Origin of the sequence: Microbacterium testaceum, from assembly GCF_006539145.1 — a bacterium.
Taxonomy (GTDB): Bacteria; Actinomycetota; Actinomycetes; order Actinomycetales; family Microbacteriaceae; genus Microbacterium; species Microbacterium testaceum.
Genome location: NZ_BJML01000009.1, coordinates 1 through 18,730 on the forward strand (window position 1 = coordinate 1; position 18,730 = coordinate 18,730).

The following is an 18,730-nucleotide window of genomic DNA, read 5'->3' on the forward strand; positions in this document are numbered from 1 at the left end:
CGGCCGCGGGCAGGGCGAACGACACGGACTGCTGCGGAATGCCGCTGCCCCCGTAAAGGCCGCCGACGACGATGGTCTGCGCGACCGGGGCGTCGTCCGCGTAAGCGGGCAGGGTCAGCGAATACGGCGTGGGCTGACCGAAGGAGCCGCCGACGTTGGAGCGCGCCAGAACGTTGTTCCCGCTCTGGTCGTACACGATGACGGTGGACCCGCCGAAGACGGATCCTTGGACGGTCACCGTGCGCGAATCGACGGTCGAGCCGTCGATCGGGCTGGTGACGGTGAGGCCTGCCTCTGCGGCGGATGCGGGCGCGGCGGTGAGCGCGACACCCCCGAGGGCAAGGGCGATGGCGGCGGGCACGGTCAGTGCTTTCCGCCAGAACGGGCGACGTGACATGTATTGACCTTCTCCATTGAGAGAGTGGGCCAAAGGGCGAGCAACGACGTGGTTGCAATGGTGCACTCGACGTGAGAACCGACGCACGCTCCTCCGCGAGCAGGCGACGTTCCACGGTCACGCTAACAAGGGAAAAGAAGCCTGATGAAGAGTCAAATTCTGTGATACATCTTCGTTTTTCTCGCCGTTTCCACGCGGCTGGACGCTTTGCGAAAAAGTGCGCAGGAAAGGTCTTGCGGGCCGCATCTACTCGACGCGGATCCCGCCACCCCAGACTCGCCGCACGCGCCAGTCCGCGTCCCACGCGACGAGGTCGGCGCGCATTCCCGGCTCGAGGAGCCCGCGCGCGGGGTCGCCCAGCGCCGCCGCGGGAACGGCCGTCGCCGCTCCCACGGCATCCGACGCGGCAAGACCCAGGTCGACGATGGCCGCGCGCACCGCGCGATCCAGCGTCAGCGTCGACCCCGCGATCGTGACGCCGTCGTCGAGCAACGCGCGGCCGTCCGCGACGTGAACGTCGAGCTCGCCCAGGCGGTACGCGCCATCGGCGTGGGCGGCGGCGGCCATGGCATCCGTGATCAGGGCCACCCGGCGCGGCGCCGAGGACAGCAGCATGCGGGCGACCGCGGGGTGAACGTGCACGCCGTCGAGGATGAGCTCGAGGGTAACGCGGTCGTCCTCGAGAGCGGCCGGCACCGGACCCGGCAGCCGGTGGCCGATCGCGGGCATCGCATTGAGCGCGTGGGTGAGCAGGGTGGCGCCACGCGCGATCGCCTCGCGCGTGAGGGCGTAATCGGCCTCGGTGTGGCCGATCGCGACGCGGATGCCGAGGGCGGTGAGCTCCGTGATCGCGTCGAGAGCTCCGGGGAGTTCGGGCGCAAGGGTGACCTGCCGGATGAGGCCGGGCTCGGCATCGCGCACGAGGTCGAGGACGGGTCCGTCGGGGAGAGCGAGCGCGCCGGGGTCGTGCGCCCCGCGCCGGGCGGGCGAGAGGCAGGGGCCCTCGAGATGCACGCCCAGAATCGCGGAATCGGACCGTCGTGCGACGGCGACGCGAGTGAGCTGCCGACGCAGGACATCGAGCGGAGACGAGACCAGGCTCACGAGGGTCGCCGTCGTACCGTGGCGGCGGTGCGCGGCGACCCCGGCGGTAATGGCATCCGTACCGTCTTCGAAAGCGTGCCCGCCGCCCCCGTGCACGTGCAAGTCGATCAGGCCGGGGGTCAGGGTCGCCCCGCCCAGGTCGATGCGCTCGGACGCCCTCGGAGCGAGCCCGGTGCCCACCTCGGCGATCAGACCGTTGTGCACCCGCACCCACGCGTCGGGCAGGTCGCGCCGCGCGTCGACCACCCGGGCGCCGGTGAGCAGCAGGTCGGCGGTCATGCCGAGGCGATCTCGCGGTGGTCCCAGGCGAAGCGGTAGTAGTCGCGGTGCTCGAGCTGGGCGGCGGCCGCCTCATCGACGATGACCACGGCCCGCCGGTGCAGCTGGATCGCGGATGCCGGGCACGACGAGGTCAGCGGCCCTTCGACGGCCGCGGCGACGGCGGGGGCCTTCGCCGCGCCGAAGGCGAGCAGCACGAGCACGCCCGCGTCGAGGATCGTACCGATGCCCTGAGTGAGGCAGTGCGTGGGGACGTCGTCGATGTTGTCGAAGAACCGTGCGTTGTCGGCGCGGGTCGCGGGCGTCAGCGCCTTCAGGCGCGTACGCGAGGCGAGCGACGAGCCCGGCTCGTTGAACCCGATGTGCCCGGTGCGGCCGATGCCCAGGATCTGCAGGTCGATGCCGCCGGCCGCGGCGATCGCGGCCTCGTACCGCTCGCCGGCCTCGGCCAGCGGACCCCCGTCGTCGCCCGGAACGCGCACGAGCGACGGGTCAAGTCCGAGGGGGCCGACGATGTCGCGATCGACCACGGCGCGGTAGCTCTCGGGGTGTCCGGCGGGCAGGCCCACGTACTCGTCGAGGGCGAAACCCCGCACGGCCGAGAGGTCGAGGGAACGCTCCGCCAGGGCCGCCCACACCGGCAGGGGTGTCGAGCCGGTCGCGAGTCCCAGCGTCGGGTCGCTGCGGCGACTCAGCGCGGCGACGATGAGGTCGGCGGCGATGCGGCCGGCATCCGCCTGTTCCTGCACGATCGCGATCTCGGTCACGAGCGGGCCTCCGTTCGGGGGGTGGTCGGCTCAGCCAGGATGACAGGTGCGGTCCACGAGCGGGTGACCTCGGGTCGCTGCGCGGCCTCGAAGGCCAGCATCGCGGCGCCGATGCGGCCGGCGTGCGTGCCCAGGGCCGCGGTCGTCAACCGGGGGGCTTCTCGCCACGCGAGCGCCGCGGTCAGCCGTTCGCGCAGGGGCTCGATGAACGCGTCTCCGGCCTGCGCGACGCCACCGCCGAGCACGATCACCTCGGGGTCGACGAGCAGGGTCAGGGTCGCGAGCCCCGTGGCCAGGGCGTCGAGCCCCTCCGACCAGACGCGGGCGGCGACGGGATCCGTGTCGACGCGGGCGATGATCGACGCGGCATCCGGAGTCTCTCCGTCGATCAGCGGGGCGCTCGCCGCGTACCGCCGAGCCAGGCCCGCGCCCGAGAAGTACACCTCGAGGCAGCCGCGCTGACCGCACGCGCAGAGCTCGCCGCCGGGCACCACCGGGATGTGACCGAGCTCGCCGGCCCCCGAGATGGCCCCCTCGACGGCCCGTCCGTCGGAGGTGAGGGATGCCGCGACCCCGGTGCCGATCGCCGCGAAGACGACGTTGCGCGAACCGGCGGCGGCGCCGTAGGCCCCCTCGGCCGCACCCGCGGCGCGCACGTCGTGGTCGACCGCGACGGGGAGTCCGGTGGCTTCGGAGAGGAGACGGGCGAGAGGGACGTCGGTCCACCCGAGCGTCGAGGCGTAACGGACGGTGCCGGTGGCGCTGTCGATCAGGCCGGGGCTCACGACGCCCGCACCGACGACCGAGCGGCCGAGGTCCTCAGCCCCCGCGACGAGGTCGGTGAGCAGGTCCGCGATGCGCGTGACCGTCTCGGCACCGGAACCGCCGGTTGCGATGCGCGAGCTCTTCAGCACGTGACCGTCGATGTCGACGAGCGCCCCCTTCGCCGAGGTGCCGCCGATGTCGACGGCGATCACGGCCGGGTGCGACGCGCGGTCGCTCTCGCTCACCGCGAGCACCGTGTCGCGGATGACCGACTCGTCGGTGACGAGGTGCCCGCGACCGGAGGCGACCTGCGCGCGCAGGTGCACCTCGCGGGCCCCCGTCCTGTCGAGAAGCGCCGTCACGTTGTGGGCCCGGACCGAGCCGCCGACGAGGACCGTCGGCATCCGGGTGCCCTCCGACCGGGCGCGCAGCGCGGCGAGCACATCGGTCCCCTCGCCGGCCGTGGCCTTTCCCCCGGAGGTGAGTACGCGGGCGATGCCGTGGTGGGCGAGCGTGTCGTAGGCGTCGAAGAGGTCGACGGTGTCGTCGAAAGCCTTATGGAAAGTGATCGGCACCCCTCCCGCGGCGGTCCGGATCGCCTCGAGTGCCTGTTCGTCGACGTGCCCGTCGACGGTGAGTGCGCCGAAGACGATGCCCACCGGCACCCGACTGGTGCGCGCCAGGGCGGCGATGGCGCGGGCGTCGGCCCGCATCACGCGCAGCTCGTCGTCGGAGTAGACGAAGTCGCCGCCGCGCGAGCGGACCATGATCTGCACACCCACGCTCCGCACCGCCGCGAGGACGGACTCGATCATTCCGAGGCTGGGCGTCGTGCCCCCCTCGAGAAGGTCTGCGCACAGCTCGACGCGATCGGCGCCCGCCCGCTCGGCGGCGAGCACCCCTGCGAGGTCGTCGACGCAGATCTCCACGAGGGCGCGGGCGGGCGTGGAGGACTTCTCGGTGAGGGATGCCGGGTCTGCGGCGGTCGTCACGGTGCGGCGCTCGCTGCCGAGGCGTCGAGCCACTCCCGCACGTCGCGACCCACCTCGACCGAGCCGACCGGGACCCCGCCGCCGAGGATCGGCAGCTCGACGAGGTCGCCCGCGCCCGAGATGTCGGCGCCCAGGGCTTCGAGGACGGTGAGGGCGACGAGCGTCGTCGCACGGGGGTTGCCGTCGAGGATCTTCATCGACACCGCAGCCCCGTCGGCCGTCGCCATGCCGATCACCCCCTCGGCGCCGCCCTTCGACAGCAGCCCCGGTACGCGCAGCATGGCGTCGGTGTTGGCGTGGTGGTCGCCGCCGACGAAGCGGGGGTACGACCGCATGGCATCCGCCACTCTCCGCTCCGGCGTGCCGGGGGCGCCCGTCACGAGGGCGCGGAAGATGCGGGCGATGCCGAGGGGCGAGACGCTGAACAGGGGCGCCCCGCACCCGTCGACGGCTTCGTGCGCCACCGTCTCGCCCGACAGGCGTTCGAGCGTCGAGCGCACGAGCTGCTGCAGCGGGTGCGACGGGTCGAGGTAGCTCGCGGTGTCCCACCCGTTGACCGCGCAGGCGAGCAGCATTGCGGCGTGCTTGCCCGAGCAGTTCATGCGCACGCGCGAGCGCTGCTCGCCGTCGCGGATGAGACGTTCGCGCGTGGGCTCGTCCTCGGGCCAGTCGACCGGGCACCCGAGGGCGCTCTCGTCGAGGCCCGCGCGGGTGAGCAGATCGCGCACGACGTCGACGTGCACGTCTTCGCCGGTGTGGCTGCCCGCGGCGATGGCGAGGTCGGCTCCGTCGATGTCGGCCCCGGCGAGCAGGCACGCGAGGGCCTGCACGGGCTTAACGGTGGAACGGGGCAGGATCTGTTCGCCGCTCCCGGTCTGCCAGGCCACCGATCCGTCGGCGGACAGGGCGGCGATCGAGCCGAGGTGGCGGCTCTCGACGACACCCGAGCGGATGACGACGGCGAGGTCGGCCAGGGGGGAGGGAACAGGGGGAAGGGACGTCATGGGTGGTTCTTTCGATGCCGGGGCGAAGGCGGATCAGCGGTCGACAGGGGCGTTCGGGGTGGTGAGGCCGGCCGGGGCGACCTTGGCGGGGGTCGCGAGGCGGCGGCGGCCCGGTCGCTTCTGCAGGCGAGCGGCCAGGCCCGAGAGGCCGCCGTTGAGCGCGAGGAAGATCACGGTCACCACCACGAAGGTCTGGATGAGCAGGCCGTTGAAGCTCGACAGCACCTGCCCGCGGTACAGCAGCTCGGTGAACGCCACGATGTAGCCCAGCGACGTGTCCTTGAGCAGGCTCACCAGCTGGACCACGAGCGAGGGCGCGACGAAGCGCAGCGCCTGGGGCAGGACCACCTTGCGGTCGACCTGCCAGCGGGTCATACCGAGGCTGAGACCGGCTTCGGTCTGCCCGCGGGGCAGGGCGAGGACACCCGCGCGGATGATCTCGGCGAAGGCGGCCGCGTTGGCGATCGTGAGCGGGATGACGAGCTTCCACAGCACCGGGAAGTTCAGGCCGAGCTGGGGGAGGCCGAAGAGCATCAGGTAGATGAGCAGCAGCACGGGGACCGTGCGGGCGATCTCGATGTAGGCGGTGCAGATCCAGCTGATCCAGCGGACGCGGCTGAGACGCCCGAGGGCGAGCAGCAGGCCGAGCACGAATCCGAACACGGCGGTCAGGGCCGCGGCCTGCAGTGTGCCGAGCAGGCCGACGCCGAGGTACTCCCAGATCGCGATGTCGAGGAACGGCAACCACCGGTCGCTGTCGAGCTGGCCCTTCGACGCGAACTGCACGAGGGCGAGGGTGATGAGGCCCAGGATGACGACCGCGCTGACGATCGACCAGATGAGGATGCGGCGGCGAGTACGGGGCCCGGGCTCGTCGTAGAGCGAAAGGGGGGAGGTCATCGGCGGATCCTCAACTTCTTCTCGAGGCGGCCGGCGGTGAGGCCGATCGCCAGCGCGAGCACCATGTAGATGAGCCCCGCCGCGGTGAAGATCAGGATGGGCTGAGCCTCGACGAGGTTGAGCTTGTTGGCGGCGCTCGTCAGCTCGACGACGCCCACCGCAGCGGCCAGGGCGGTGTTCATGGTGAGGGCGATCATGACGTTGCCGATGGGCTGGATCGCGGCCCGCAGCGACTGGGGGATGACGAGCACGCGCAGGGTCTGGCCGAGCGAGAACCCCAGCGCGCGGCTGGCCTCGATCTCGCCGCGGCTCACGGTGTTCACGCCGCTGCGGACGGCCTCGGCGACGTACGCCGCTTCGTAGAGGGTGAGCACGATGATCGCCGTCGGCGTCAGGGGCAGCAGGAATCCGGCATCCGGCAGGGCGAACACCGCCAGCACGAGGAGAACCAGAAGCGGGACGTTGACGAAGAACTGCACGTAGGCGAAGGCGGCCCAGCGCAGCACCGGCACCGGGCTGATGCGCGCGGCGGTGACGAGCGTGCCCAGCACGATCGATCCGATGCCCGCCGAGACGGCGAGCAGGATCGTCGTACCGAGCGCTTGCGCGATCGGCCCGGCGCTCGAGGCGAAGAAGTCCATGGGGTCCTCAGAGGAGCGTGAGAGGGGAGGGGAGACCGGCGCCCGTCATGTGCGGAACGGACGCCGGTCGGTCAGGGGATCAGGAGCCGGGGACGCTGCCGATCGCGGGGGGAGTCGGAGCGCTCGACTCGACCGCCGAGCCCAGGGTGGCGTCCCAGATCTTGGCCCACGAGCCGTCGTCCTGGATCTTCTTCAGCCAGTCGTTGATGAACGACTTGAACTGCGCGTCGTCCTTCTTCAGACCGATGCCGTACGCCTCACTGGTGAAGGGCTGCCCGACGACCTTGATGCTCTTGTCGTCGATGGCGTGGCTCGCGAGCAAGGTGAAGTCCTGCACGTACGCGTCGCCGCGGCCCTGGGTCAGGGCCTGGAGGGCCTGCGGGTCGGTGGCGAAGCTGACGATGTTCGCGGTGGGCTGCTTCTCGGGCACGGCCGTGACAGCGGGGGTGTTCGCGCCGACGATGACCGTCTTGCCGCCCAGGTCGTCGATGCCGTTGATGTCGGTGTTGTCACTGCGGACGGCGACGGCCAGACCCGACTCGAGGTAGGGGCCGGCGAAGTCGACCTGCTCGGCGCGCTTCTCGGTGATCGTGTACGTGTTGAAGACGACGTCGACGGTGCCATTGGCGAGCAGGGCCTCGCGGGTCTCGGACGCCGGCGGGACGATCTCGACGTTGGGCTCGCCGAGGATGTAGATGGCGAGCATCTTGGCGAGGTCGGCGTCGAAGCCCTGCACGTCTTCGGGGTTCGTGGGGTCCTGCTGCGACAGCAGGGGGGCGTCGAGGGCCTCGGCGACGATGAGCTTGCCGCGCGCCTTGATCTTGGCCATCGTCGAGTCGGAGATGAGGGCCGCGGCGTCGGCGACGGGCGCGTTCGCGTAGACCTCTTCGAGGCTGCTGGCCTTGGCCGACGCGCTGGGGTCGGACCCCGGGACGGCCGCGGTGCCGGACGAGCACGCGGCGAGAGACGCGACCGTGGCCGCGGACGCCAAGAGGACGAGGCCTCGGCGAAGGATCGAGCGAGAGGAGATCACGGGTACTGCCTTTCGGTTGCGGGTGCGTGCGGAACGAGCCGCGTCGGGGGCGGGGAGGATGTCAGTGGGCGAGGATCTTCGACAGGAACGCCCGGGCGCGGTCGCTCTCGGCGTGGGTGAAGAAGCGCTCGGGGGTGGTGTCTTCGACGATGCGTCCGTCGTCCATGAAGATCACGCGGTCGGCGGCGCGGCGGGCGAAGCCCATCTCGTGCGTGACGACGACCATCGTCATGCCCTCTTCGGCGAGCGAGGTGATCACGTCGAGCACCTCGCTGACCATCTCGGGGTCGAGGGCCGAGGTCGGCTCGTCGAAGAGCATGAGCTTGGGCTTCATCGCCAGCGCGCGGGCGATGGCGGCGCGCTGCTGCTGACCGCCGCTGAGCTCGCCGGGGAAGCGGTCGGCCTTGTCGGCGATCCCGACGCGGTCGAGCAGGGCCAGGCCCTCTTCCCGCGCCTTCTTCAGCGGCACCTTCGAGACGATGTGCGGGGCGAGGGCGACGTTGTCGAGAACCGTGCGGTGTGCGAAGAGGTTGAAGGACTGGAAGACCATGCCCACTTCGGCGCGCAGGTCGGCGAGTCCGCGCCCCTCGCTCGGCAGCGGGACGCCGTCGATGGTGATGGTGCCCGAGGTGATGGTCTCGAGACGGTTGAGGCAGCGGCACAGCGTCGACTTGCCCGAGCCCGAGGGGCCGACGATGACGACGACCTCGCCGCGAGCCACGTCGAGATCGACGTCCTTGAGCACGTGGTGGTCGCCGAAGTGCTTCTGCACCTCGCGGACCGCGACGAGGGGCGCGGAGGCGGGGGCTGCGGGGGAGGCGGGCGTCGACACGGGGGTGGATCCTTCCCGCGGACTCGCCGCGATATCGGGTACAGCCGACGCGGGAGGTGATTTCCGCGTCCTTGGTGAAATCAAACTAACGAGGCCATGTTACAGAGATAATTCGAGACAGAAACTCCAAGTTTGGAATAAGATATGGGTGTGAAGCCTCTCCACGCGGCCCTGCCGACCTACAGCCCGCAGACGCTCGCCGTGCTGACCCCGCTGCGCACGGGCGCTGCGCGATCTCGAGCCGAGCTCGCCGCCTACACCGGTCTGTCGCCGTCGACCGTGACCGCGCGCGTCGATCCGCTGATCGCGGCGGGCGTGATCGTCGAGGACGGCACCGACGATTCACGCGGCGGTCGCCGACCCCGGCGCCTCGCGGTCCGCGGCGACCTCGGCACGGTGGCCAGCGTCGACCTCGGGGTCGAGCGCAGCACGATCGGGCTGGTCGACTACGCCGGCTCCTCCCTCGCCCACCGGCACCTCGTGCTGGATCTGGCGGAGGGCCCGGATGCCGTTCTCCGCCGCGTCGCAGAAGAACTCGCTGCGCTGGCGGCGGCGAACGGCGCGCCCACGGTGACGGGGGCGGCGATCGCGCTGCCCGGGCCGGTGTCGGCCGAGACGGGTCGGCTCGTCGCGCCGTCGCGCATGCCCGGCTGGCACGACGTCGACGTCGCGGCCCTTCTGTCCGACGTCCTCGGGGTGCCGGCCCTCGCCAGCAACGACGCCAATTGCATGGCGGTCGGCGAGCTCGTCGGGGGCGATCCCGAGGCCCTCAACCAGGTGTTCATCAAGGCCGGATCCGGGATCGGGTCGGGGGTCGTCGCGGGCGGACGGCTCTACACGGGCCGGAGCGGGGCCGCTGGTGACATCAGCCACGTCACCGTGCCCGGTGCGGCGCCGGTGCCCTGCTCGTGCGGGCGCGTCGGCTGCCTCGACGCCGTGGCGAGCGGGTCGGCCCTCACCCGCGCGGCCCAGGAGGCCGGACGCGACGTCTCCGACGTCGAGACGGTGATCGATCTCGCCCGAAACGGGGACGCGCTCGCCACCGGCCTGCTCCGTGAAGCGGGGAGCATGACCGGCGGTGTTCTCGCCACGATCGTCAACTTCTTCACCCCCGACCGTCTCGTCGTCGGCGGCTCACTGAGCGCGTCCGACGTCTTCATCGCCGCGATCAAGTCGAAGCTGTGGGCCGACTGCCTGCCCATGGCGACGGAGAAGCTCGAGGTCGCCGTGCCGCACCACCCGCGCACGGGCGGCATCCTCGGGGCTGCGCGCCTGTTCCTCGACGCGGCCTTCGGGCCGGAATCCGCTCGTTCGGTCCTGCGGGTCTCGGCTCGCGCCTAGCCCGCGGGGCCCGCTCGGGCGCGGCGGTGGGCCCGTCCCGCAGCGGGCCCACCGCCCCTGCTGATCCTCAGCGGGTCGGAACCACGTCCCAGTGCTCGCGGATCAACCCGCCGTCGACGCGGAACAGGTCGGCCGCCAGCAGCGGGTCGTCGGGCTTGGCGCCGACGGCCTGCGAGAACGTCCAGACGATGTCACCGTCGGACAGCGAGATGACCGACTGCTGCGCCGGGAACTGCACGCCGCTCGAGAAGAACTGCTTCAGCGCGGCGGTGCCGTTCGGGGCGACCGAGTTGTGCTGCAGGTAGGCGGGGTCGAACGCGCGGTCGAGGATCGACACGTCCTTGTCGCGGAACAGCGTGTCGTACGCCGAGACGGCGAAGACGCGGTTCTCCTCCTCCTGCTGCTCGGTCGGGGGCGGGGCGGGCTCCGACGGGCGGTACAGGTCGCTGAACATCGTGTTCGTGTTGCCGCTGGCGGGGGTGCCGGTCGGAATCGCCTGGTCGAGGGACCAGTGTTCGACGATCTTGCCGTCCTGGAGGCGGAACAGATCGACGGCGGCGTCGCCGCGGCGCTCATCACTCGGGTCGGGGGCGATCTGCCAGTGCACCGCGACCAGGTCTCCGTCTGATGCGAGGTGCTTGATCACGGCCTGAGCCCCGGGAATGCGCTCCCGATCGGCCGCGAACTGGGCGAGAAGCCCCTGAGGTCCGGATGCCGTTCCGCTGCCGTGGGCGATGGCATCCGGAGCCACGATCTGACCCGCGATCGCCTGCGCGAACGGGCTGTCGGGATCGGTGAACGTGGTGGCGAAGAGCGTGCGGACGAGGCAGGCGTTGAACTCCTCGGCGCCGACGTTCTGCCGGTCGCCGGAGGGGGCCGTGGACGCGGCCGATCCGGTCGTGGGTGCGGCGTCGGCGGGTGCGGCGACGACGAGTCCGGCGACGATGGCCGCCCCGGCGACCAGGGTGGCCGCGCGGGTGATTCGGGGGGTGAAGGGGGGCATGGTGTTCTCCTACGCAGTGCGGATCTTCGAGTCACCGTTCCGTCGACTCGTGGTCCTCTCGGCGACGGTGACCGGTGGAGACACGAGCACGCGATCGGCGGCTCGTGGAGTACCGGCAGGATCGCAAGATCCCGTCGCGCGCACACGTACGCACCTGACCGTTAGGTACTGACCCCGAGGTCGGATTCGTGGCGACGGCGGTCGACGCTGGGCGGATTCATAAGCCCGCCGGCCGCTCAGGCGTCGCGCAGATCGCGGTCCGACGCCACCCGTTCGGCCGCGCGGCTGCCGACGATGCCGCCCACGACGAGTCCGGCGATGATGACCACCGCGGTCAGGGCGGGATCGGCGTCCGACAGAGCCGGAACCGCCAGCGGCAGGACTGCGACGCCGACCGCCACGAGAGCAAACACGGCATAGGGGGGCACCGCGGCGCGGTGCCCGGCCCGCCACGCCGCGTCGCTCTGCTGGATGGCGGGAAGCCGGATGCCGACTCCCCAGCCCCTCGGGATGACCCCGCGCCCGCACAGGGCGAGGATGGGGATGAAAGCGAGACCGACGACGGCGAGGATGATCGCCCCTGTGCTCATGGCGGCAGGATACGCCCGACATACGCTCGCCGTCGTACGCTCCACGTGATGTCCTCGTCAGATCGCGCCCCGCGGCTTCCACGTGTGTTCCGGGAACGCCGGGGCCTGCTGGTGGCGATCGTGGTGCTCGTCATCGCGGTCGTCGCGGGGGCGAGTCTCACCAGCGCCAAAGATCACGCGGTGCGCGATTCCGTCGCTCCCGTCGAGTGGCGCGGGGCCTTGGACGGAGCCGCGCCCGGGAGCGAGATGCGCATCCGGCTGCAGCGAGACGGTACGGCGGAGGTCGTCGACGCCCCGCGCGGAGACGTGACGCGTCAGGACCGCGACGAGGCGCGGCAGAACCGCAACGGCCGCCGGCACCTCTGCTTCGCGCCCGCGGGGACGGGCGTCGACACCGGTCCCGCCACCTGGGAGGTCGTCGGCGAGTGGGGGATCCGGGTGCAGTTCGACGATTCGTCGCTCATCCTGCGCGCGGGCAAGGGCGGCTCCGTGCTGCGCGACCCCGACTGGAACAGCCCGCGCATGCTCGAGTGCGGTGAGAACGGCAAGAGCTGGCGGTTCACGCGCGTCGACTGAGCACGGCGGGCCGTGCCGAGGAAGCCGAGCGCGGTCAGCCCTTCGGGACCTCGATCTTCACGGGCTCGCCCCACCCCGTGAACTGCTGCATCGTGGTGGTCTCGACACCGCCGAACGATCCCGTCTCTTGGATGGCGACGACGCGGTGCCCCTCGCCGAGCCACACGGTCATGTCTTTCACGTCGACCCCGGATGCCGAGAAGGAGCCGTTCGCGTGCACCCGCCACGCGCGCACCTCGGTGCCGTCGGGCAGTGAGACGGTGTCCTGATCGGGTTGCACCGTCCAGCCGGGAGCGGCCGCGAGCAGCGCTGCGGCGGCCGAGGGATCGGCGAACGCCCGGTACGTCTCACCGATCGTGGCGGCGATGACCGCGCGGTAGTCGCTGCTGGTGGCGTCGGCGCGCACCCACGCGCCGTCGAAGCTCACCCACGCCTCGTCGGAGGTGAGCACCAAGTCGTGCGTGCCGTCGGAGCCGGTGACCGATCCCGAGGTCGCGGGTGCGTCGCCGAAGACGAAGTCGGCTTCGCCCGTCAGATCGGCCGACTGCAGGTGCAGGTGGCCGCTGCCCGCGGCGCGCGAGTATGCGATCACGCACGCCGAGAGAGCATCGCCGGTGACCGTCGCGTCGGCGATGAGATCGACGTCGTCGCACTCGCGCGGAGACGAGACCGCGGGAACGCCGGCCGGTGTCTGCGATGCGATCGCGGTGGGGGTGGGGGAGTCAGCGGTTCCGGGTTCGCCGGTCGGCGCGCAGGCAGCGAGCAGCAGAAGGCCGACCGAGGCGAGAGTGAGCCCGAGGGCCGTCGTCGACGTTCGTCTCATGGCATCCACTTTAGGAAGACAGCGGCCGGGCGGACCACCGCACGGCCCACCCCGCCCCGGGCCGTGAAACGCTGGATCCGAAGGAGGGATCGACCATGACCGACCCCACACCCGCCGACCGGCTGCGCGCGGCCCTCGAGCACTCCGACGCCTCGGCCCGGCTGCAGGCCGCGCTCGCCGCGGGAACGCGACCCGATGATCGCTACGTCGACGTGCTCGTGGCGCGGTGCGCGGTCGAATCCGACTTCTTCGTGCGCGACATGCTGACGTGGGCGCTCACGCGCCACGACCCCGCGCGCACCGTGCCCGCCCTGCTCCCCGAGGTGGGGTCCGAGATCCCCCAGGCGCGGAGCCAGGCCCTGCACACCCTGTCGAAGATCGGCGACCCGATCGCCTACACGGCGATCACGCGGGCGGTGCTGCGCGACAGACACCCCGAGGTGGCCCGGGCGGCCTGGCGGACGGCATCCGGTCTCGTTCCCGACGATCAGCGCGAAAGCCTCGCCGACGAGCTGTCGACGCAGTTCGGCCGGGGCGACCACGACACGCAGCGCAGCCTCAGCCGGGCGTTCGCCGCGATCGGCTGGCGCGCCGAGCCCACCGTCGAACGCGCCGCGGCCTCGCCGTACGACGTCGTCAGCGCGCACGCGCGGGCCACCGCGATCATCATGGACGACCCGGATGCCGACTTCGCCGCCGCCGCGGTCGAGGCGCGGCGCCTCGTGGCCCAGCGCGCGCTGCCCGCGGAGGACTGAACTCGGCTCAGTGGTAGTGCGTGACCCAGGCCCACAGCGGGGGTCGACGGCGTCGCGCCGACGTCTCCCGCGCCTGTTTCACGGCGCGGAGCGCGGTGACCGGCTCGGCATCGGCGGTGACGGCGGCCACGGCGGTGGAGTCCGCCGAGACCGCGGCGACGGCCGGTGAATCCTCTGGCACGGGCCCGCTCCGCAGCTCGCGCGCGAGATCGGCCACCTCGCCGGCGGTCGGACGGCCCGCGGGATTCGGGTCGGTCATGGCCGTGAGCAGCACCTCCCAGCCGTAGCCGAAGCCCTGCGGCACCTCGGGGTCGTAGTCCAGGGGGCCGAGCACGAGCTCCTGCATCGCACCGCCGCTCAACGGACCCTCGGCCGTGAGCATCTCCTGCGCCAACAAGCCCAGGGCGTAGATGTCGGATGCCGGGGTCGCGGGCTCTCCGTGCAGTCGCTCGGGCGGGAGGTATTCGGCATCCGGATGCGTCTGCGCGGTGGCGGGCCGGGCGCCGAGCACCTGGGTCACGCCGAAGTCCGCGAGGACGGCGGTGAAGGGGCGGGGCGCGGCGCGCTCGGGGCGCAACAGCACGTTCGAGGACTCGAGGTGCTGGTGGACGATACCGACCTCGTGGATCGCGGCGAGGCCCTCGGCCACATCTTGGAGCAGTCCCGCGGCGACGTCGGGAGCCAGCGCGCCGTGGTCGTCGAGATGCTGGCGCAGGGTCGGACCCGGGATGAGCTCCATGACCAGGTAGCCATGCCCCTCGCGCGTGAGGTGCGCGTCGTACAGCGTCACGAGCGACGGGTGATCGAGGGCGGTGAGGATGCGCGCGGCCGCCAGTCGCCGCCGGGGGTGGGTGACCTCGTCGGGGTCGAGAGGAAAGACCTTCACCGCCACATCGCGCGCGAGCACGTCGTCGCGCGCCCGGTACACGGTGCCCTCGCGGTCGGAGCCGAGGGGCTCGATCAGCCGGTAACGCCCCGCGAAGGCGCCCTCGAACGACGGGAGCGTCGCGTCGGGGGTGCCCATCGGATCCTTGTCGAGAGGCCGGTCGCCGTGCGGGTGGAGCTCGGACGGGGTCGTCACACGAGGGGGTCGCCGTTGTCGCTGGTGCGACGGGTGGTGACGCTCTGGCCGCTGGCCGGGTCGACCGTGGAACGGGTCGTGGACTCGACCGAGCGACGACGGAACATGAAGACCAGGCTGATCACGAAGACGACGACGCCCGCGGCCATCAGGATGTACCCGATGGTCTGAAGATTCGCGACGCCACCGAGGTCGAGGTTGACCGCGAAGGCCAGGATGGCACCGATCACGAAGAGTGCGATGCCGCTGCCGATACCCATGGGAAACTCCCTCGTTGCTGTGATTGTCTAGTGATCGCGACCGGTGACATGGACCTGTGCCGGTCGCGATCGCTCAAACGCTACTGAGTGAAAAGACTTTGCTGCGACCGATGGCGCGGCGCATTCTTGGGGTGCATAATGGACGACCTTCAGCGCAGGGCGAACGCTTTCGCGGCGCTCGGAGACCGCGGTCGTCTGCGGATCGTCGACCTTCTGGCGGTCGGAGACATGTCGTCGAGCGAGATCGCGGCCGCCCTCGGAATGAAGTCGAACCTCGTGGCCTTCCACACCAATGTGCTGCAGGAACGGGGAATCGTGCGGCGGGTGCGCTCCGAATTCGACGGCCGCCGCACCTACCTGCAACTGATCCCCGACGCATTCTCGGCGCTCGCCGCCGACCCCACGTCGGTGGGCGGTCGCGTCGTCTTCGTCTGCACCGCCAATTCCGCCCGATCTCAGCTCGCCCAGGCGATCTGGGCGGACCACAGCGGCATTCCCGCCGCCTCCGCGGGAATGCACCCGGCCGATCGCGTGAATCCCGGAACGATCGACGCAGCGACCCGCCACGGCATTTCTCTGGACCCGGATGCCAGGCCCCGAGCGCTCGACCAGGTGGCGCGCCCCGGCGACTTCTTGATCAGCGTGTGCGACCAGGCGCACGAGCAGATGAAGGGCCGCGACGACGTGCACTGGTCGATCCGCGACCCCGCGAACAGCGGCAGCGTGGAGGCGTTCGACCGCACCGTCTCGGAGCTGCGTGCGCGGATCGCGCGGGTTGCGGCGCAGCTCGTCGCGGCGTGAGCGTCGGGCACCTCACGACCGCGCGGTCAGCGCCGGGATCAGCACCGGAGTGCGGTCACGGTAGGCGAGGTAGTCGGACCGGTCGCCCCAGCGCTCGTCGGCGCGCTTCTCGAGCAGAGGGATGCCGCTGACCCGCGTCAGCAACAGCACCACGAACAGCGGCGACAGGACGGCGACCCACTGCCAGCCCTGCAGCACGGGCACGGCGACGAGGAAGACACCGACCCACACGAGGATCTCGCCGAAGTAGTTGGGATGCCGGGACCGCGACCACAGGCCCGTGCGGATGAACTCCCCCCTGTTCGCGGGGTCGGCGCGGAAAGCCTGCTTCTGGAGGTCGGCGACGACCTCGAACACCATCCCGGTGAGCCACACGACGATCCCCGCAACCGCGAACCCGTCGAGGGGCGCCCGGTCGGCGGCATCCGCGCTCATGGCGATCCAGGCGGCCGACGCGGTGAGAGCCACCCAGAGCCCCTGGATGCACCAGACCTGGAAGAAGCGCAGCGGGTTCGTCTTGATCTCGTCGAAGCGTCCGTCGGTACCCGCCCGGTGCACACGCGCGAAGAGGAACGAACCGAGGCGCGCGGCCCACACGACGACCATCGCGGCGAGGATCCACCCGCGGGCGTCCTGCGCGGGGGCGAGCAGGGCGAGGGCGATCGAGACGGCGATGAAGGTGAGGCTGCCGGTCAGGTCGAAGAACCGCTCGGTGCGGCGCAGGGCCGAGGGGAGGAAGACGACGAACTGGATGACGAAGGCCGCCGTCACAGCGATCGCGAACACCGGGATGCCACCGACCTGCGCACCGCGGAAGCTTCCGGCGACGGCGAGCCCCGCGCCGATGACGAGGGCCACTACCACGGCGACGAGCGCCGTGAGGTTCCGGGTCGCGGGGGACCGTTCCGAGGTGGGGGGAACGGGTGCGGTCATGATGCGGCTCCTCTGTACAGGGTGTCGATCGTGTCGGCGGCGCGGTGCAGGACCTCGCGGCGCTTGATCTTGAGAGTCGGGGTGACGAGCTCGCGATCGTCGAGGTCGGCGAGCACGACGGTGAAACGGCGCACCTGCTCACTGCGCGACACGAGGGCATTCGCCGCGTCGACGGCGGTCTGCAGGTGGGCGGTGAGGCGGGGGTCGTCGATCGCGCGCACGGCGCCCGGAATGCCGGGCTCGAGCGTAGAACCGTTCGCGGCCACCCAGGCGGCCGACTGCTCGGGATCGAGGATCAACAGGGCCGAGAGGTAAGGCTTGCCCTCGCCGACCATGACGGCGTGCTGCACGAGCGGACTCGCCTCGACCGCGCCCTCCCAGCGGGCGGGCACCACCGTCTTGCCGTTCGAGGTGACGATGACGTCTTTCAGGCGGCCCTCGAGGATGACCCGCCCCGAGTCGTCGATGCGACCGAGGTCGCCCGTGCGGAAGAAACCGTCCACGAATGCATCGGCATCGTGACGGGGGTCGCGGTACCCCGAGAACACGCCCACACCGCGGGCGAGCACCTCTCCCTGCGGGCTGATGCGCACGGTCGATCCGGGAAGGGGGAGTCCCACTGTGCCCGAGGCGATGCGCCCCGGCAGGTTGCCGGTCAGCGGCGCGGTCGTCTCGGTGAGGCCGTAGCCCTCGATGACCGGGACCCCGATGCCCCGGAAGAACAGCGACAGGTCGCGATCGAGGGTCGCCCCTCCCGACAGGATGTACCCGACCCGCCCACCCATCACGGAACGGAGCCGCGCGTAGAAAAGCGCGTCGAAGACGGCCTTTCGCACCCGGAAGCCGAGGGGAGCGCGGCGCGGGTGGCCGGCATCCCGGAACTCTTCGAACCGCCCGCCGAGGATCGCGGTGGCGACGGCGCGAGCCCACAACCGGCCGAGGTGCTTCTCGGCGGCTTTCTCGCCCGCGGCCGACTGGATCTTCTGCAGGACGCGAGGAACCGCCACGAGGAAGGTCGGGTGCAGCACGGCGAGGGCGGGCACGACCTGCGCCGGCTCGGAGAGGTGCGCGATGCGCATGCCGCTCGCGATGCAGATGAGCTGCAGGCCGCGCGCGAGCACATGGGCGAGCGGGAGGAAGATGATCGTGTTGCCCTGCGGGTTCACCACTTCGCGGTACGCGGCGGCGATGTTGAGCACTTGACCGAGGAAGTTCGCGTGCGTGAGCACGGCGCCCTTGGGCTCGCCGGTCGTTCCCGAGGTGTAGACGATGGTCGCCGGATCGTCGTGGCCGGCGCGGATGCGGCGGCTCTCGAGCTCGGCCTCGGAGACATCGGCACCCCGCGCGCTGAGCTCGTCGAGCGAGGGGACGTTCTCGACGCCCGCCATCGCCCAGGTGCCGAGCGTCTCGTCCCCGGCCTGCGCGAGTGCGTCGTTGAGGAGGTCGGCGTGCGCGCGGGTTCCGGCGACCGCGAGGCGCACGCCGGCGTCGCTCACGATCGCATCGACCTGCGAGGCCGACGACGAGTCGTACACGGGAACGACCACGCCCCCGGCGAACCAGGTGGCGAGATCGGCGACGGCCCACTCGTAGCGCGTCGGCGCCATGATGGCCACGGTGTCGCCGGGCTGCAGGCCGACGCCGACCATTCCCTTCGCGAGCGCGCGGACGGCATCGAGGAAGGCCGCGGTGGTCACCGGCTTCCACCCGCTGTCGGTCGGCACCTCGAAGGCGATGTGATCGGGGGCTTCCTCCGCACGGCGGACGAGCAGATCGGTCACGTTGGTGAACGCGTCCAGGCGCGCCAAAGCGGGCGTGTGCGTCTCGAACATCATTCCTCCGGGCGAGTGCGC

20 protein-coding genes are annotated in these 18,730 nt (G+C 71.3%); 4 read left to right on the forward strand and 16 right to left on the reverse strand.

Features of this window, described 5'->3' with window-relative positions; translation table 11 throughout:
• The 9 genes from MTE01_RS12910 to MTE01_RS12950 form a co-directional block, all read right to left on the reverse strand.
• Positions 1-397: hypothetical protein (locus MTE01_RS12910; protein WP_141377934.1), on the reverse strand; the 397-nt coding region annotated here is incomplete at its 3' end.
• Between the two features lie 246 nt (positions 398-643).
• Entirely contained in the window at positions 644-1,780 is a 1,137-nt protein-coding gene (gene nagA, locus MTE01_RS12915) for an N-acetylglucosamine-6-phosphate deacetylase (RefSeq protein WP_141377937.1), read from the reverse strand.
• The gene (locus MTE01_RS12920) at positions 1,777-2,547 is read right to left on the reverse strand and encodes a glucosamine-6-phosphate deaminase (protein WP_103207619.1); all 771 of its coding nucleotides are present in this window, start codon (positions 2,545-2,547) and stop codon (positions 1,777-1,779) included. The genes nagA and MTE01_RS12920 overlap by 4 nt, the downstream gene beginning before the upstream one ends.
• Complete coding sequence (locus MTE01_RS12925) at positions 2,544-4,304, reverse strand: copper homeostasis protein CutC (protein ID WP_246078309.1); 1,761 nt, start codon at positions 4,302-4,304, stop codon at positions 2,544-2,546. Before MTE01_RS12925 ends, MTE01_RS12920 begins: the two co-directional genes overlap by 4 nt.
• Positions 4,301-5,308 (reverse strand): asparaginase, encoded by a 1,008-nt coding sequence (locus MTE01_RS12930; protein WP_103207623.1) that lies wholly within the window; start codon positions 5,306-5,308, stop codon positions 4,301-4,303. The genes MTE01_RS12925 and MTE01_RS12930 overlap by 4 nt, the downstream gene beginning before the upstream one ends.
• Positions 5,309-5,341: 33 nt before the next feature.
• Positions 5,342-6,208 (reverse strand): amino acid ABC transporter permease, encoded by an 867-nt coding sequence (locus MTE01_RS12935; RefSeq protein ID WP_141377941.1) that lies wholly within the window; start codon positions 6,206-6,208, stop codon positions 5,342-5,344.
• Positions 6,205-6,849 carry an amino acid ABC transporter permease gene (locus MTE01_RS12940; protein ID WP_056224894.1) on the reverse strand — a complete coding sequence of 215 codons (645 nt, stop codon included), beginning with the start codon at positions 6,847-6,849 and terminating at the stop codon, positions 6,205-6,207. The genes MTE01_RS12935 and MTE01_RS12940 overlap by 4 nt, the downstream gene beginning before the upstream one ends.
• A 79-nt stretch (positions 6,850-6,928) precedes the next feature.
• Positions 6,929-7,882 (reverse strand): glutamate ABC transporter substrate-binding protein, encoded by a 954-nt coding sequence (locus MTE01_RS12945; protein WP_235556917.1) that lies wholly within the window; start codon positions 7,880-7,882, stop codon positions 6,929-6,931.
• Between the two features lie 61 nt (positions 7,883-7,943).
• Positions 7,944-8,714, reverse strand: a complete 771-nt coding sequence (locus MTE01_RS12950; protein ID WP_103207626.1) for an amino acid ABC transporter ATP-binding protein — start codon at positions 8,712-8,714, stop codon at positions 7,944-7,946.
• Positions 8,715-8,864: 150 nt separating this feature from the next.
• On the opposite strand from MTE01_RS12950, the gene MTE01_RS12955 reads away from it, so the two are divergent.
• Positions 8,865-10,055 carry an ROK family transcriptional regulator gene (locus MTE01_RS12955; protein ID WP_246078310.1) on the forward strand — a complete coding sequence of 397 codons (1,191 nt, stop codon included), beginning with the start codon at positions 8,865-8,867 and terminating at the stop codon, positions 10,053-10,055.
• A 67-nt stretch (positions 10,056-10,122) separates the two neighbouring features.
• Here the strand turns inward: MTE01_RS12955 and MTE01_RS12960 are convergent, their stop codons facing one another.
• Positions 10,123-11,058 (reverse strand): nuclear transport factor 2 family protein, encoded by a 936-nt coding sequence (locus tag MTE01_RS12960; protein ID WP_141377943.1) that lies wholly within the window; start codon positions 11,056-11,058, stop codon positions 10,123-10,125.
• A gap of 236 nt (positions 11,059-11,294) precedes the next feature.
• Entirely contained in the window at positions 11,295-11,648 is a 354-nt protein-coding gene (locus MTE01_RS12965; protein ID WP_141377945.1) for an SdpI family protein, read from the reverse strand.
• Positions 11,649-11,696: 48 nt separating this feature from the next.
• On the opposite strand from MTE01_RS12965, the gene MTE01_RS12970 reads away from it, so the two are divergent.
• The gene (locus tag MTE01_RS12970; protein ID WP_141377947.1) at positions 11,697-12,224 is read left to right on the forward strand and encodes a hypothetical protein; all 528 of its coding nucleotides are present in this window, start codon (positions 11,697-11,699) and stop codon (positions 12,222-12,224) included.
• A gap of 34 nt (positions 12,225-12,258) precedes the next feature.
• On the opposite strand, the gene MTE01_RS12975 is transcribed toward MTE01_RS12970, so the two are convergent.
• On the reverse strand, positions 12,259-13,047 hold the full coding sequence (locus tag MTE01_RS12975) for a hypothetical protein (protein WP_141377949.1): 789 nt from the start codon (positions 13,045-13,047) through the stop codon (positions 12,259-12,261).
• Positions 13,048-13,142: 95 nt separating this feature from the next.
• Here MTE01_RS12975 and MTE01_RS12980 point away from each other — a divergent pair, with 95 nt between their 5' ends.
• Positions 13,143-13,802, forward strand: coding sequence for a HEAT repeat domain-containing protein (locus MTE01_RS12980; protein WP_141377951.1), 660 nt, complete (start codon positions 13,143-13,145; stop codon positions 13,800-13,802).
• 7 nt (positions 13,803-13,809) lie between these two features.
• Here MTE01_RS12980 and MTE01_RS12985 read toward each other — a convergent pair whose 3' ends face one another.
• Positions 13,810-14,826, reverse strand: coding sequence for a serine/threonine-protein kinase (locus MTE01_RS12985; RefSeq protein WP_141377953.1), 1,017 nt, complete (start codon positions 14,824-14,826; stop codon positions 13,810-13,812).
• A 53-nt stretch (positions 14,827-14,879) separates the two neighbouring features.
• Positions 14,880-15,143, reverse strand: a complete 264-nt coding sequence (locus MTE01_RS12990; protein ID WP_141377955.1) for a DUF6458 family protein — start codon at positions 15,141-15,143, stop codon at positions 14,880-14,882.
• Positions 15,144-15,281: 138 nt separating this feature from the next.
• Between MTE01_RS12990 and MTE01_RS12995 the strand changes: the two genes are divergently transcribed.
• On the forward strand, positions 15,282-15,944 hold the full coding sequence (locus MTE01_RS12995) for an arsenate reductase/protein-tyrosine-phosphatase family protein (protein ID WP_141377958.1): 663 nt from the start codon (positions 15,282-15,284) through the stop codon (positions 15,942-15,944).
• A gap of 12 nt (positions 15,945-15,956) precedes the next feature.
• On the opposite strand, the gene MTE01_RS13000 is transcribed toward MTE01_RS12995, so the two are convergent.
• A complete protein-coding gene (locus tag MTE01_RS13000; protein WP_103207654.1) occupies positions 15,957-16,877 on the reverse strand; it encodes a DUF1295 domain-containing protein in 921 nt (306 codons plus the stop codon).
• Positions 16,874-18,709, reverse strand: coding sequence for an AMP-dependent synthetase/ligase (locus tag MTE01_RS13005; protein ID WP_141377960.1), 1,836 nt, complete (start codon positions 18,707-18,709; stop codon positions 16,874-16,876). Before MTE01_RS13005 ends, MTE01_RS13000 begins: the two co-directional genes overlap by 4 nt.
• Positions 18,710-18,730 lie beyond the last annotated feature (21 nt).

Bases quoted from the DNA above. Each gene is read 5' to 3' on its own strand.
- nagA (WP_141377937.1), bottom strand. From the start codon at position 1,780: ATGACCGCCGACCTGCTGCTCACCGGCGCCCGGGTGGTCGACGCGCGG.
- MTE01_RS12930 (WP_103207623.1), bottom strand. From the start codon at position 5,308: ATGACGTCCCTTCCCCCTGTTCCCTCCCCCCTGGCCGACCTCGCCGTC.
- MTE01_RS12935 (WP_141377941.1), bottom strand. From the start codon at position 6,208: ATGACCTCCCCCCTTTCGCTCTACGACGAGCCCGGGCCCCGTACTCGC.
- MTE01_RS12940 (WP_056224894.1), bottom strand. From the start codon at position 6,849: ATGGACTTCTTCGCCTCGAGCGCCGGGCCGATCGCGCAAGCGCTCGGT.
- MTE01_RS12960 (WP_141377943.1), bottom strand. From the start codon at position 11,058: ATGCCCCCCTTCACCCCCCGAATCACCCGCGCGGCCACCCTGGTCGCC.
- MTE01_RS12965 (WP_141377945.1), bottom strand. From the start codon at position 11,648: ATGAGCACAGGGGCGATCATCCTCGCCGTCGTCGGTCTCGCTTTCATC.
- MTE01_RS12970 (WP_141377947.1), top strand. From the start codon at position 11,697: ATGTCCTCGTCAGATCGCGCCCCGCGGCTTCCACGTGTGTTCCGGGAA.
- MTE01_RS12975 (WP_141377949.1), bottom strand. From the start codon at position 13,047: ATGAGACGAACGTCGACGACGGCCCTCGGGCTCACTCTCGCCTCGGTC.
- MTE01_RS12980 (WP_141377951.1), top strand. From the start codon at position 13,143: ATGACCGACCCCACACCCGCCGACCGGCTGCGCGCGGCCCTCGAGCAC.
- MTE01_RS12985 (WP_141377953.1), bottom strand. From the start codon at position 14,826: ATGGGCACCCCCGACGCGACGCTCCCGTCGTTCGAGGGCGCCTTCGCG.
- MTE01_RS12990 (WP_141377955.1), bottom strand. From the start codon at position 15,143: ATGGGTATCGGCAGCGGCATCGCACTCTTCGTGATCGGTGCCATCCTG.
- MTE01_RS12995 (WP_141377958.1), top strand. From the start codon at position 15,282: ATGGACGACCTTCAGCGCAGGGCGAACGCTTTCGCGGCGCTCGGAGAC.
- MTE01_RS13000 (WP_103207654.1), bottom strand. From the start codon at position 16,877: ATGACCGCACCCGTTCCCCCCACCTCGGAACGGTCCCCCGCGACCCGG.
- MTE01_RS13005 (WP_141377960.1), bottom strand. From the start codon at position 18,709: ATGTTCGAGACGCACACGCCCGCTTTGGCGCGCCTGGACGCGTTCACC.